Genomic DNA, 13,791 nt, shown 5'->3' on the forward strand with positions numbered 1-13,791 from the left:
TCTACTTTCTTTCACACTAATTCTCCTTTCATCTCTCCCGCCCATGAATTTTGGGCATAAAGGGATACCCGTAGGGTGTTCATCTCTCCCGCCCATGAATTTTGGGCATAAAGGGATACCCGTAGGGTGTTCATCTCTCCCGCCCATTTTTGAGGGCATATTCAGCTCGCATCGGCTGATAGGGAGACTTTAAACCATGGAGTAAGTACAAGGTCAAGGAAAGTTAAAAAGGCGTAAGAATACGTAAGAAAACGGCGATTTGTTAATAGAATTGTAATCTTGCCTTATTCTGGAAGCGGATGAATGATTCCCTCAGTATCTATGGTAATTGAGGAAGAGAGCTGTTCCATAAACTGGAAAGCTTTCTGCTTTTTATCAGGGGAAACAACCAGATCGGTGCTGCAGTTTTCCTGAATGCAGGGGATAAACTGCAGTTTATTAAGACCACTGGGAGTAATTACAGCCTCCATAAGACCGGTAGGTATGGTTCTGCTGTTAAACCAGAAATTACCCAGGCTGTATACAATGGGAACGCCCTGATAATATTCAATTCCCTGGAGAACATGAGGATGGCAGCCAATGACTAGTCCTGCACCATGGTTAATGAGCTGACGGGCGAGATGCTGCTGGTCCTCCTCAAAGTAATTGGTGCCTTCCGTTCCCCAATGAATAAAGGCCACTACAAAATCGCTGTCTGACTTGGCTTTTTCCACAGCAGCCAAGTAAAGATCAGGATTATCTGTTCTTAAAACCCCGGGACTGTCTGTACCGGCTTCCTTTGTAAAACGTATGGAACGTTCTATCTGTGTGGCGCATACAAAGGAAATTTTCATACCGCCGGATATGAAATAAACAGGTTCTTTTGCCTCCTCAATGTTTCTTCCCGCACCTGCATATGGAATGCCTGCACCGGATAATGTGTCAAGTGTATCCAAAAGAGCTTCCGGTCCGTAATCATAAACATGATTATTAGCAAGAGACACCAGATCGGCTGACAGTGAATTTAAATTCTGAACCATGGAAGGGTCCGCACGGAAGGTGAAGGATTTTCCGGTCAGAGGGGCTCCTCTCCTGCTGTAACAAAATTCGTTGTTAATCATCATAATATCTGCTGCAGCCATTCGTGCCCTTACATTGGGAAGAATGCAGGAATCAATGCCGCCTCTTGTATGGTACGCAGACATATTGGCGTATCCGTCGGCAAAGCTTATATCTCCTGCAAAGGACAATACCACCTGGTTGGGATCGGAAGATTCCTTCAGCCAGATCCGGTGGGAGCGTGCGGTGTCAGGCGAATTGAGAATGCCCGAATAGCGGTCTTTTAAAACAGAAAGGGAGCTTCCTGTCAGTTCATGCCATAGTCCGCCGCCATCAGAGTCCGGTTGAAAAGAGGCTGTGAGTCTGTCATAGACACTGGTTCCATATTGGGATTTAATAAAAGCCATAAAATCTTCGCTGATACCTTCCGGAAGCCTGTTCGTTTCCGCCTTTGATTCCTGTGAGGCTGGGGAAGTCTGGGAAGGCGAAGCAGCCCGGTCCGGTGTGGTCACATAGGTGGAAGGAAGAGGGAGGAAAGAAGATCTTGTACAACCGGTCAGCAGCATAAAGATGGCAGTCAGAATAAAAAATCGATTCCTGTTCATATTTTTTTTCTATGATATTTTGAAGCCAGATATCACACGTTTCCTTTCTTTTACATTTATAACGATGACAATCATTACTCCTTATAACGTTAAACGATAAAGGAGTATTTGACAAGAAGTATTAGAAAATTTCCCTGGACCTGTTCCTTATGTAACTTAATTACAGAAGATTAAACCAACTGTATATATAATAAAAAAACATAATAAGAAGCCACTAACTGACACAAAAAGGAGAGATATATATGAAAAAACAGCAGATAGGGGTAATCGGTCTTGCAGTAATGGGAAAGAACCTTGCATTAAACATTGCTGATCACGGTTACTCAGTAGCAGTATATAACAGGACACCAGACAAAACAAATGAATTATCCAAGGAGTATGGGGATAAAGACATCATGGGTTTCAACTCCCTGAAAGAATTTGCTAACTCCCTTGATACACCCCGAAGAATAATATTGATGGTGAAAGCCGGTGAAGCAGTAGATGATACCATTCATAAGCTGCTTCCTTATCTGGATAAAGGAGATATCCTCATGGATGGAGGCAATTCCTATTATCTGGATACCATGCGAAGAAGTAAGGAACTGGAGGAAAAGGGATTTTATTATCTTGGAACCGGAATCTCCGGAGGAGAGGAAGGAGCCAGAAAAGGACCTGCCATTATGTCAGGAGGAGCCAGGGAAGCCTATGACCGGTTTGAACCGGTTTTGACTGCAATCTCTGCTAAGGTAGGGCAGGATGCCTGCAGTACTTATATTGGTGAAAACGGCGCGGGACATTTTGTAAAAATGGTTCACAACGGAATAGAATACGCGGATATGCAATTAATCAGCGAGGCTTACTCCATTATGAAGCATGTCCTGGGATTATCACCGGAGCAGCTGCATGATATCTTTGACCAGTGGAATCAGGGAGAATTGAACAGTTATCTTATTGCTATTACAGCAAAAATATTCCAGAAAAAGGATGAACCGGGCGGGGGTTATCTGGTGGATAAGATACTGGATGTGGCAGGACAGAAAGGTACGGGCAAATGGACGGGGCAGATATCTCTTGATCTGGGTGCACCTACGCCCACGATTACTGCAGCAGTATATGAAAGATATCTTTCTGCCATGAAAGAGGAACGAGTAACAGCAAACAGGCTGCTTCGGGGGGCGGATACCCTGAAACAAAAACCAGAAGAGTTAATTGAATCAATACGAAAGGCTCTGTATGCAAGTAAAATCTGCGCTTATGCACAGGGCTTTGGATTATTAAAAAATGCCTCCAGTCTGTATCATTGGAACTTATCCTATAGTGAAATTGCAAAAATTTTCCGGGGGGGCTGTATTATCAGAGCGCAGTTTCTGAATCAGATTACCCTGGCTTATGAAAAAAATCCTGAACTGAAAAACCTGTTATTTGAAGATTATTTTAGCGGTATCCTGAATAATTACCAGAAGGAATGGAGAGAGACGATAACAACAGCCATAAACTATGGTATCCCGGTCCCGGGTTTTTCAAGTTCATTAGCATATTATGACAGTTACCGTTCAGCTGAACTGCCAATAAATCTGTTACAGGCACAGAGAGATTTCTTTGGGGCGCATACCTACGAGCGTAAGGATAAAGAGGGCATCTTCCATACACAATGGGAAGAGTAAGGAAAAAAGTGGGAGAGGAGAGTTTAAAATGAAAGAAGAATTACATCTGGCCAATGATAACTTATCCTCCATTTTTGTGATTTTTGGCGGTACTGGTGATCTGACACATCGTAAACTGATTCCGGCTTTCTATAATCTGGTGCGGGACAAATTGATCCCCGAACATTTTGCCATTGTAACCATAGGGAGAAGGGGCATGTCCCAGGAAGAATATAAGCGGGATATTTATACAGCTGTCAATAAGTACTCAAGAAAAAAAATGGATGATGTAATCTGGAATCAATTACAGGCCATGATCCATTATTATCCGTTTGATTTTACCGATATATACGGATATCATGCGCTTAACAGCTATTTGCAGGATCTGGATCAGAAATTTCAGACAAATGGAAACAGGGTTTTTTATCTGGCTGTTGCACCAGAATATTTTGAAACGATTGTACAAGGACTTAAGAACAGTAATATGTCATGCTGTTCCAGGGATTTTAACAGGCTTGTTATAGAAAAACCCTTTGGCAAAGACCTAACAACGGCAAGAAATCTGAACAATAAGATATTAGAGGTATATCCGGAAACCAGCATCTATCGAATCGATCATTACCTGGGTAAAGAAATGATTCAGAATATCATGGTACTTCGCTTTGCTAACTCTGTTTTTGAAGCAGTCTGGAATAATAAGTATGTGGATAATATTCAGATATCCCTGACAGAAACACTGGGGGTTGGCTCAAGAGGCGGATATTATGAGCGGTCCGGTGCCATGAGGGATATGATACAGAATCATATTTTTCAAATACTGACTCTGATTGCCATGGAGCCGCCAATTAATCTTCAGATGGATTCCATTCGTTCAGAAAAGCAGAAAGTTCTTGCAGCAATTGAAGACATATCGCCGGAGTTTCTAAAGAATAATGTGATATTCGGACAATATGGGAAGGGTATAATTGAGGGAAAAGATGTACCGGCATACCGGGAAGAGAAAAATGTATCAGACAATTCTGACACGGAAACCTTTGCAGCCATAAAGCTTCATATCAATAACTTTCGATGGGCAGGTACCCCGTTCTATGTCAGGACCGGCAAACGGCTTGCAAATGGAACAGCTGAAATAGTGGTTCAATTTAAAACCATGCCAAATATTCTTTACTTTAAGGATAAGGATATTCAGGAACCCAACCTCTTGATCCTTCGCATTCAGCCAAATGTAGGTGTCTACTTTCAGTTCAATACAAAGGATTATCATGCACATAGTGGAATTATACCGGCTAAAATGGATACAAGTACCCATAATCCCATTCAGGGGAATACCCCCGAAGCTTATGAACGGCTCATTTATGACATCCTCAGGGGAGATGCTTCCCTTTTCTCCAGATGGGATGAGGTTGAGTCCGCATGGATGGTGGCAGACCAGTTGATTCAATACAGAGAACAGGCAAAAATACATTTTCCCAATTATGCTGCGGGGTCCATGGGACCGGATGCTTCTTTTGAGCTTCTGGCTAAGGACGGACGAAAATGGTGGAATATTTAAGGAGGAACTTATGAAAATAAATTATGACAAACTATACGATATATCCATGTTAATCAATCATGACATGCCGGTTTACAAAGGAAAGGAAGAAAAACGTCCTCTTCTTAAACCAGTCAGTGACTTTGCTTCCGGAACCGTGTATGAAAGTAAACTTGAAATGAATCTGCATACCGGCACTCATTTAGACCGGACGCTCCATATGATACCTGAAGGAAATACCATTGAGACATTAGATTTTAAGGAACTGATCACGAAATGTAAGGTGCTTGATTTAACTTCTGTAAAGAACAAAATAACAGCGAAGGATCTTAGCAGCAAGGACATTGCCGATGGGGATTTTATTCTTTTAAAGACAAGAAATTCCTACGAAAAGGTTTTGGAAGGTGATTTTATCTATCTGGAGCAATCCGGTGCGGAGTATTTGGTAAATCACAGAATTAAGGGAGTCGGAATCGATGCTCTTGGCATTGAACGTGCCCAGCCAAGCCATGAAACCCACCTTCAGTTAATGGAAAAAGGAATTCATATTCTGGAAGGCTTACGCCTGAAAGAGATTGAGGAAGGTGAATATCTGCTGTTTGCATTACCGGTTAATATTGAAGGTGCAGAAGCAGCACCTGTAAGAGCGGTTTTAATGGATTTTAATAATTAATTGCAGGAAAGGTGTAAATTATTCCGGAAAACAGAATAATTTACACCCTTTCTCTATAAAAATTTTCCCATTTACTGTTTTGCTAAATTACAGATCGTCTCTACACAGGCATCAATTCCTAATTTCGATGTATTGAAACTGATATCATAATAATCTGCCCCGCCAAATTCTGTATTGGTATAATATGCACAATTTTTTCTTCTCATTTTATCAATGATGGATATCTGTTCTTTAATTTTAGCTTCAGTCGCATCAGGCATTTTATCCTTCATGCGCTTTAAGCGCCAGTGAGAATCTGCGTGAACAAATACGTGTAAAGTATAATCATATTCCTTTAATATGGTATTTGCGTTTCGGCCAACGATTACGCAGTTTCCTTTTTCAGCAACTTTTTTGATAATATGACTCTGGGCATTAAAAAGCTTTTCGCTCAGCGGCTTATTGTAAAAATCAAAGAGGCTTTGTGCAAATCCGAAGTTGATGGGTACCTGTTCATCCCATTTCAGCAAGCTTTCAACATCTACGTTAGATTCTCTTGCCGCTTTCAGAATTAACTCTTTATCGTAAAATTCATACTTCATAATACTGGCTACTTTTCTTCCGATTTCTCCTCCGCCAGCTCCAAACTCACGACTGATTGTAATAATCTTTTTCATAGATTACTCCTTCAAAACAGACTATAACACTTTATTTAGAAAATCAATGGTTCTGGGTTCTTGCGGGTTCATAATAACTTCCTGGGCGGTCCCCTGTTCTACAATATAACCATCGTCCATAAATACAATTCTGTCCGCAACTTCTTTTGCAAAACCTATTTCATGTGTGACAACAACCATGGTCATACCTTCCGCTGCAAGCTCTTTCATAACAGCCAGAACTTCCCCCACCATTTCAGGGTCCAGTGCTGAGGTGGGTTCATCAAAAAGCATAATATCAGGATTCATGGCCAGTGATCTTGCAATTGCGATACGCTGCTTCTGTCCTCCTGAAAGCTGGGAGGGGTACGCATCTGCTTTCGCATCCAATCCGACACGGTTTAATAATTGCATGCCCTTTTCTTTCGCCTCTGTCTTAGTCATAAGCTTTAGTTCCACCGGAGCAAGCATGATATTCTCTAAAACAGTTTTATGAGGAAAAAGATTGAAGTGCTGGAATACCATGCCAATATTCTCACGTACTTTATTTATATCGGTATGTTTGTCTGTAATATTCTTTCCATCCACGGTGATGCTGCCGGCCGTGGCCGCCTCAAGCTGATTTAAGCACCGTAGAAACGTAGATTTACCGCTTCCGGAAGGCCCTAATAAAACCACGACCTCTCCTTCAAAAATATCAATACTCATGTCTTTCAGAACTTCTAATGCTCCGAAATTTTTCTTTAAATTCTCAACATGAATTTTAATCTTTCTATCTTCCACGGTTGACCCTCCTTTCAACTCTTTTTGCAACTTTACTGAGAGTAATAATTACAACCATATACATAATGCCTACAATTGCCCAGGTTTCCAGACTCTTAAATGTATTTCCACTGATTGTTTTACCCATATTAGTAAGTTCCGGGAATCCAATGACAGAAAGAATAGAGGTGTCTTTTAAAGTAATGATGAACTGATTGATGATAGACGGAATCATTGTACGGACTGCCTGGGGAAGCACCACCAGCCGCATACTTTTTGCATAGTTTAAACCAAGACTCCGGCTGGCTTCCATCTGTCCTTTATCTACACTTTCAATACCTGCCCGGATAATCTCAGCCATATAAGCGCCGCAGTTCATGGCCAGAGCAATCGTACCTGCCTGAAGAGCTGTTAATCTGAAATCCTGTATTCCCATCATTTTTATTCCGGTTGGTACGCCAAAATATATGAAATAGGCCAGAACAATAAGCGGAACACCACGAACCCCATCAACATATGCGATACCAATAAAATTAAAAATGCGATTTTTCCCAACATTCATCAATGAAAAAACCAGACCGATTATCATGGCGAAAACCAACGATAACAACGTAAGCAGTAACGTTTTCCCCAATGCCTGCAGGAGCATAGGACCATACGTTTGAATGATCGTAATCATAACTTAACCTCCGTATTCTTTATTAAACAAAGGATGATAACAAGAACGTGAGATTCCTGTTACAGTCTCTCACGTTCGTAATCAACTTTCCTATCCTTTTGTAAAGTTCCCCGAAATTATAACTATTTTAAATACTTATTGATAATTTCGTCATATTTTCCATTTGCTTTAATATTAGCAAGCCCTGCATTGAACTTATCCAGTAATTCCTGCTTATCTTTATTCATAATTGCAAATCCGTAAGGAGCACCTTCACTTTCCATTCCTTCAGGAATCATAAGCTTAAGTCCGCCTTCTTTAATGGAAGCTTTCATAATTGGTGAATCTTCCACACATGCCGCACTGTTACCAAGTATTACATCCTGATACATAGTTGGTGAATCATCAAAGACAGTTACTGTAAAACCATACTTTTCTTTCAGGCTGTTTGCAAAATCAGCACCAGCAGTACCGTTTTTAACTGCAACATTCTTACCCTTAAGATCTTCAAAGCTCTTAATGTCACTTCCTTCACCTACTACAAATGTCTGGGAGGCATTATAATATCCTTCAGAAAAAATCCACCCGGAATCAATACGTTCCTGTTTAATTGTGGCACCTGCAATAAGACCATCTGCCTGACCGGACTGAACAGCAGCAACTGCTGCATCCCAGCCAAGGCTCTGTAATTCATACTTAAATCCCTGGTCTTCTGCAATAGCAGCAAGCAAATCAACATCAATTCCTACAAATTCGTTCTTTTCATTGGTATATTCAAATGGTTTGAAAACAGTATCGGTAGCAATAATCCATATTTTGTCATTTGCTGAGCCGTCAGAAGTCTTTGTTGTTTCATCTGCTTTTACAGATGTTTCTTTTGCAGTATCCTTCTTCTCAGGGGAACCGCAGCCTGTTAATAATACGCCACCAGTCAAAATTGTACATAAAACTAAAGCTAAAAATTTTTTCATAATTAATCTCCTCAATTATTTCATAATTTAAAACAGTAACAGTTTACATCATAACACTATAAAGGATATTATATATAATACCATTTATGTTGTCAATTTGTAAACGCTCGTCTGGCTATTATCCATATTTTACCATTAAGTATCAACTGCCTATATTCTCATAATTAATCCGCTGATTGTCATTCCGGCTGCTGTTCCGAACAGAAGAATGGTATTTCCTTTTTTGATTCTTTTCTCTTCTAAGGCTAAACATAACATGTAAGGAATAGAAGCGGCAATCATATTTCCATAATCTTCAACATGATTCATATATTTCCCTTCCTTAATACCTAACTTTTCCATAATTAAAGGCAACGCACGGCTTGCCTGATGAGGGATGATCAAATCTATATCTCCTAAAGACATACCACTTTCTTTTTCCAATTGTTCTACAAACTCCGGGATTTTTTTAGCAACCAGTCTCAATACCTTAGGTCCGTTCATATCAAATAAATATTCATTTTTATTTTCTTCCGTATAGTGCCTTGGGTGAAGACTGCTGAGTCCTCCCCGTATTTCTGTGTCATGGACACCCTGGGTCCATGTCTTCCAAACACCAAACATTACTCCTGATTCAGCGCTTTCGTCTTTTTCAACAATAACTGCAGCCGCCCCATCACTAAATAATTCATAGCTCTCCTTTTGTTCCGGATTAATACCAAGGGAAGCTGTTTCCGCCGACAGGATCAATACTCTGTTATACCGTCCTTCATGTACCATGTAAGAGATTGTATCAAGCGCTGTAATGAAGCTGGTACAGGTTGTATTAATGTCCATACAGGGAATTGGCCCTGAAGGTTCGAGTTTATCTAAGATAAGTGCTGCTGAACAGGGAATAGGCTGATAACCGACAGCACTTGCATAAACAATTAAATCCATATCATCTATAGCACATTCTGCAGACAGAAGCGCCTTTTCAACAGCATTGACCGACATTGTGTAATGACTTTGTGTGTCATCCATTCTATGACGTATATTATTGTCAAATCGTATAATTTTATTTCCTTTGTCTTTTCCATATCCGATAATTCTTAAATTCTTCATAATCTAATAACCCTCTTTAACTTTTTATCAGTTGTATGTGTATATCTATCAAATGTCATGTCTATATCCATGCAGCCTAATCGTGATAATGTATTTGAAAACTCTGTCTTAATTTGTTTTTGTACTGATTGCTGATCGATATTCTTTTCATATTCTAATAAAATCCTTATAGCCTTTTTATTTTCCTGTATTACCTGATATTGCTTTATACCATTGACATATAAGATACAACGGCTGATAATATCAGAAAATACTTTCGTATCATTGCCATTCTTATTTTCAAAAATAAATACATCATCTTCACGGCCTTCAATCTTCTCAAGAGCCATAAAATGACTTCCGCAAGGACACTTTTCTTTTTTATGCAATAAAACATCATTTAAACGGTATCTTACAATCGGCTGGGATCTTCTTGTAAAATCAGTAATAACAGGAATAAAACGGTTTTCATCTATTTTTTCTTCTTCTATGAATACAATATCTTCATTAATATGCAACGTACCATATTCACAAGTGAAACCCAAAAAGCCTTCGGTGCATTGATATACCTGATGGATGACATTTTGCCCAAATACACTTTTAAAGTATTCCTCATCCGTTTTTTCCAGAACCTCGGCAACAGATATGACTTTTTTTAAATTCATATGAAGCTTACCTTCCTGTACAGCTTCAGCTAACAGAATTAGTACCGATGGAGGGGCAATTAGTATACTGGTATTTGACTGGTTTAGATTATGGATATGTTGTTCCAATGGTTTATAAATATCATAATAGGTAAAGCTAATTTTTCTTGTTTTCACATTTTCGTACAGTGTACTGTTTGCCCTTAAGAAAAAAGCAATTTCCTGCTTACCTATGGTATAGGGTAAAAATCGGCCTAAAATTGCACCTGTCCATATATCAGCTTCTTTCTGGCTTGCAATAAAAATCCCCTGATGTCCTGAAGTTCCAGAGGATAACCCTACAGTAAGACCATTTAACTTATTATTAAAGTTTCTGCCCTTTTCAGCAGATACCGCAAACTTTAAGGCTTCTTCTTTTTTTATATCTACACACACCAGCTCATCAAAATTCTCCATCATGACGGACTTATTTATTATGGGTAAAGAAAACAGATTATCATTATCTTTCAGTATAGTTCTGTAATACAGAGAATATTTTTTAATATGCTTTAATAAATTTTTTATCTCCTTTTTTTGATATTTATGAATTGCTTCCCGGCTTCTGAATTTTTTTGAATTTCTGTATTTTAAGTAACTAAAAATGATCCTAAACTTATTGTGCGTCATTATATACCTCTTCTCCATGGGCGGAAATAATTGAAACTCCCTTTAAAGCTGTTAATTTTTTTACCGTCTGTACGTAGGCCATATAATCATTCTGAATAAGTCTTGGTATCATACGCAGTCTGTATTTTAAAAAATCTGTTCCCCATACAGCATCAGCTACATAAAAAAGCTTTTTTTCCGGAATATATATACCGATCTGTCCATACGCATGGCCTTCTAACTCCATAAGCCAGACAGAACCATCTCCAAAAAGATCCTTGCCTTTAAAGCCCTTTAAAGGGGATTTATTATTAACACTTACTGACATAATTTGATTTTCCATACATTTTCCAATTTGATTTGGAAATACCAGTTCTTTGTATCTGGCACCAGTTATTTTTTTTCTGCATTTATCGCTCATGATTATTAAGGTATTTTTTATATCATGAAGTCCGCCGATATGGTCTGGATGAAGATGTGTTAAAATAATCATGGATAAATCACCTGGTTTAATGCCGTCTTTCCTTAACTGATATAAAATATGGTCTTTTTTTGTATAATAAGTTGGATTAATCAAATGATATAGCTTGGAAGTAAGTCCATTTTCGTATATTCTATGACTATAACCTGTATCTACAAGAATCTTACCGTATGTCTTATGGTCTATTAGCATGACCCTGGCCCGAAAGATCACTTTTTTATGCTTTTTTATCTCTTTATACATCCGCTTTAAATCATTCATACAATATCCGCAGTTGTAGAACTTAATGCTTGTAATTTTGCTCTCGATACCATTTTGCATACTTTTTAATACCTTCCTCAATGGTATAAACCGGTTTATATTCCAGTTCATTTTTGGCCTTTTCTATATTTAAGGTCTGGCTAAAACCCAAAGTCATTAATGTATACCTCGTAAAAACCGGTTCTCTTTTTATCTTCATTATTTTGTAGAACCATTCAATGATCCCTACTATTTTAGACATAGCAGAATAATTTAATTTTAGAAACCTTGGATTTTGTCCAAGTTCTTTTAAAAATATCGATAGAATTTTTTTGAAAGCCATAGGCTCATCATTGGTTATGTTATAAACGGCACCGTCAATACCGTTTACAGTCATGGCCAGCCAAATACTATGAGCAGCGTTTTCAACGTAAGTAATATCTACGAGGTTATCTCCGTTATTAAAGACAGGAATACCTATTACTTTATTTGCACGCATTAATCTGGGAATAATACTTGTATCACCTATACCAAACAGTCCCCGTGGGCGGATTATAACTTTTTCAAAGGTACTGGTCTTAAAATCACTGATAGCTCTTTCTGCAAGAATTTTCGTCTGAATATAATAATTCAACTCACTATTCCAGGCAACCTGGGTTTCTTTAATAAAATGCTGGTCTTTATTTCTTGTATAAATGCTGGGGGAAGAAATAAAGACTAATCGCTTTACTTTATATCTTTCACATGCGTTTAATACATGTTGCGTCCCTTTCACATTTGCATTATAAAAGTCCTTTTCATACCCCCAGGCAGAAGATAAGGCGCCTGCATGGACTACATATTCGCAGCCCCTTACCGCAGATAAAACATCACGCAGGCTTTCTAAGTTTCCCTTAATAAATGTTACGTTATCATTTTCAAGTTCGGCTCCCTTAACTGCATTTCTTCCAAATGCAGTTACTGTATAGCCTTTTTCTGTCAATAATTCCACAACATACTTTCCTAAAAATCCAGTGGCGCCTGTAACGCAAACTCTCATAATGATGTTCCTCCAACTTTTTCATATCTGACCGAACCATCTTTATTTATCATGACCTTATTGTTTCTCCAAATGACCATTCCAGGCTTAATCAGGCTATTTATATAATGGAGGGGCTGTAAATAAGCACTTATTATTTCAAATAGTATTATTTTTAAAGGTTCCTTTATTTTGAAGTATTGGCGCCGCTGATAATAATTTAGAAAAGCAATCAGCACCTGAATACCAAAAATAATTGGAAGAATCCTGAAATTCCTGATTATTAATGTATATATGAAAATAAGTAAGGGTAAAGCAGTTGGTACTACAATTGTTAACAATGTGGATAACTGGAGTTTTTCTGCCATATATACATTGGCAAATACCATCCATCGTCTCATCAGATTCATGTAATGACTGAAGTTCTCAATAGTGGTTCCAACAGAACAGGGGCATGTGCTCTGAATAATTTGAATATTCTTATTACGCAATATTTTTGCTATTTCATACTCATCTGATAGTTTGTCCTCAATTTTTTCAAAAATATTTAAATGAATAAACGTATCTTTTTTAGCCATATAAAACATGCCATTTAAACTGCCTACAGCACCCAGACCTGCTATTACCAGATACGTTAATAAGGTATTCCCATTAACAAATCCCACAACTAAATTTGTCAAGAAATCATATCCCATACGGTAATACGGCAGTCCAGTAATCACACAATCCTGCCTGTTAAGCTTATCTTTTAATTTATAAAGCTGGTTAAATGAAAGAATCACATCATCATCTGCTGCAATAAAAAATTCTCTTGCATAAGAAAGTGCTAACTTTTGTTTAAATACTTTTTCGTTTTTTTCTTTGGGTATATCTTTTGCAGTGATAATTTTTATATCTTTCCCTGTTTCTTCTTTTATATTTTTAACAATTCTGCCGGCTTCCTGATCGTTTTCATCTACGATCCAGATAAAATTTGCTTTTCCTCCATTTTTAACATTTGTCTTCAGGCAATATTCCAGATTACAATCACCTGATACAATTGGCTGAATTACAGAAAACTCATCCCCGTTCTCTTTTAAGGTTCCTGTTATCTGCTGACTGTAATAGTAGCTCTTTGCCATCATAAATCGCACGATATATAGCAGCAAATGCAAGCTGATTATAATAATTAATAAATTCATACCATCCACCTGTCTCTTTACT

The 13,791-nt window shown here is 38.3% G+C and carries 13 protein-coding genes; 3 read left to right on the forward strand and 10 right to left on the reverse strand.

Annotated elements, in window-relative coordinates:
• Nucleotides 1-284: 284 nt before the first annotated feature.
• Nucleotides 285-1,643 carry a CapA family protein gene (locus tag DS742_RS03165; RefSeq protein ID WP_117415583.1) on the reverse strand — a complete coding sequence of 453 codons (1,359 nt, stop codon included), beginning with the start codon at nt 1,641-1,643 and terminating at the stop codon, nt 285-287.
• 242 nt (nt 1,644-1,885) lie between these two features.
• Between DS742_RS03165 and gnd the strand changes: the two genes are divergently transcribed.
• From gnd to DS742_RS03180, 3 genes are read left to right on the forward strand one after another with little or no spacing between them, the layout of a single operon-like run.
• Nucleotides 1,886-3,289 carry an NADP-dependent phosphogluconate dehydrogenase gene (gene gnd / locus DS742_RS03170; RefSeq protein ID WP_117415584.1) on the forward strand — a complete coding sequence of 468 codons (1,404 nt, stop codon included), beginning with the start codon at nt 1,886-1,888 and terminating at the stop codon, nt 3,287-3,289.
• Between the two features lie 28 nt (nt 3,290-3,317).
• Nucleotides 3,318-4,820 carry a glucose-6-phosphate dehydrogenase gene (zwf, locus tag DS742_RS03175; protein ID WP_205692729.1) on the forward strand — a complete coding sequence of 501 codons (1,503 nt, stop codon included), beginning with the start codon at nt 3,318-3,320 and terminating at the stop codon, nt 4,818-4,820.
• 10 nt (nt 4,821-4,830) lie between these two features.
• Entirely contained in the window at nt 4,831-5,472 is a 642-nt protein-coding gene (locus DS742_RS03180; protein WP_117415585.1) for a cyclase family protein, read from the forward strand.
• A 71-nt stretch (nt 5,473-5,543) separates the two neighbouring features.
• Here the strand turns inward: DS742_RS03180 and DS742_RS03185 are convergent, their stop codons facing one another.
• From DS742_RS03185 to DS742_RS03225, 9 genes are all read right to left on the reverse strand, one after another.
• Nucleotides 5,544-6,128 carry a cytidylate kinase-like family protein gene (locus DS742_RS03185; RefSeq protein ID WP_117415586.1) on the reverse strand — a complete coding sequence of 195 codons (585 nt, stop codon included), beginning with the start codon at nt 6,126-6,128 and terminating at the stop codon, nt 5,544-5,546.
• 21 nt (nt 6,129-6,149) lie between these two features.
• Entirely contained in the window at nt 6,150-6,815 is a 666-nt protein-coding gene (locus DS742_RS03190; protein WP_117415720.1) for an amino acid ABC transporter ATP-binding protein, read from the reverse strand.
• A 64-nt stretch (nt 6,816-6,879) separates the two neighbouring features.
• Nucleotides 6,880-7,548, reverse strand: coding sequence for an amino acid ABC transporter permease (locus DS742_RS03195; RefSeq protein ID WP_117415587.1), 669 nt, complete (start codon nt 7,546-7,548; stop codon nt 6,880-6,882).
• Nucleotides 7,549-7,670: 122 nt separating this feature from the next.
• The gene (locus DS742_RS03200; protein ID WP_117415588.1) at nt 7,671-8,498 is read right to left on the reverse strand and encodes a transporter substrate-binding domain-containing protein; all 828 of its coding nucleotides are present in this window, start codon (nt 8,496-8,498) and stop codon (nt 7,671-7,673) included.
• A gap of 150 nt (nt 8,499-8,648) precedes the next feature.
• Nucleotides 8,649-9,581 (reverse strand): 3-oxoacyl-[acyl-carrier-protein] synthase III C-terminal domain-containing protein, encoded by a 933-nt coding sequence (locus DS742_RS03205; protein ID WP_117415589.1) that lies wholly within the window; start codon nt 9,579-9,581, stop codon nt 8,649-8,651.
• A complete protein-coding gene (locus DS742_RS03210) occupies nt 9,578-10,870 on the reverse strand; it encodes a F390 synthetase-related protein (RefSeq protein ID WP_170313347.1) in 1,293 nt (430 codons plus the stop codon). The genes DS742_RS03205 and DS742_RS03210 overlap by 4 nt, the downstream gene beginning before the upstream one ends.
• Complete coding sequence (locus DS742_RS03215; RefSeq protein WP_170313348.1) at nt 10,857-11,651, reverse strand: MBL fold metallo-hydrolase; 795 nt, start codon at nt 11,649-11,651, stop codon at nt 10,857-10,859. Before DS742_RS03215 ends, DS742_RS03210 begins: the two co-directional genes overlap by 14 nt.
• Nucleotides 11,614-12,609 (reverse strand): NAD-dependent epimerase/dehydratase family protein, encoded by a 996-nt coding sequence (locus DS742_RS03220; protein WP_117415592.1) that lies wholly within the window; start codon nt 12,607-12,609, stop codon nt 11,614-11,616. The genes DS742_RS03215 and DS742_RS03220 overlap by 38 nt, the downstream gene beginning before the upstream one ends.
• On the reverse strand, nt 12,606-13,769 hold the full coding sequence (locus DS742_RS03225; protein WP_117415593.1) for a glycosyltransferase: 1,164 nt from the start codon (nt 13,767-13,769) through the stop codon (nt 12,606-12,608). The genes DS742_RS03220 and DS742_RS03225 overlap by 4 nt, the downstream gene beginning before the upstream one ends.
• Between the last annotated feature and the right edge of the window lie 22 nt (nt 13,770-13,791).

Origin of the sequence: Lacrimispora amygdalina (genome assembly GCF_003432035.1) — a bacterium.
In the GTDB taxonomy this organism is placed as follows: Bacteria; Bacillota; Clostridia; order Lachnospirales; family Lachnospiraceae; genus Lacrimispora; species Lacrimispora amygdalina.

Coding starts and splice junctions, on each gene's coding strand:
- DS742_RS03185 (WP_117415586.1), bottom strand. CDS start 6,128: ATGAAAAAGATTATTACAATCAGTCGTGAGTTTGGAGCTGGCGGAGGA.
- DS742_RS03180 (WP_117415585.1), top strand. CDS start 4,831: ATGAAAATAAATTATGACAAACTATACGATATATCCATGTTAATCAAT.
- DS742_RS03190 (WP_117415720.1), bottom strand. CDS start 6,815: ATGAGTATTGATATTTTTGAAGGAGAGGTCGTGGTTTTATTAGGGCCT.
- zwf (WP_205692729.1), top strand. CDS start 3,318: ATGAAAGAAGAATTACATCTGGCCAATGATAACTTATCCTCCATTTTT.
- DS742_RS03165 (WP_117415583.1), bottom strand. CDS start 1,643: ATGAACAGGAATCGATTTTTTATTCTGACTGCCATCTTTATGCTGCTG.
- DS742_RS03210 (WP_170313347.1), bottom strand. CDS start 10,870: ATGACGCACAATAAGTTTAGGATCATTTTTAGTTACTTAAAATACAGA.
- DS742_RS03205 (WP_117415589.1), bottom strand. CDS start 9,581: ATGAAGAATTTAAGAATTATCGGATATGGAAAAGACAAAGGAAATAAA.
- DS742_RS03220 (WP_117415592.1), bottom strand. CDS start 12,609: ATGAGAGTTTGCGTTACAGGCGCCACTGGATTTTTAGGAAAGTATGTT.
- DS742_RS03195 (WP_117415587.1), bottom strand. CDS start 7,548: ATGATTACGATCATTCAAACGTATGGTCCTATGCTCCTGCAGGCATTG.
- DS742_RS03200 (WP_117415588.1), bottom strand. CDS start 8,498: ATGAAAAAATTTTTAGCTTTAGTTTTATGTACAATTTTGACTGGTGGC.
- DS742_RS03225 (WP_117415593.1), bottom strand. CDS start 13,769: ATGAATTTATTAATTATTATAATCAGCTTGCATTTGCTGCTATATATC.
- DS742_RS03215 (WP_170313348.1), bottom strand. CDS start 11,651: ATGCAAAATGGTATCGAGAGCAAAATTACAAGCATTAAGTTCTACAAC.
- gnd (WP_117415584.1), top strand. CDS start 1,886: ATGAAAAAACAGCAGATAGGGGTAATCGGTCTTGCAGTAATGGGAAAG.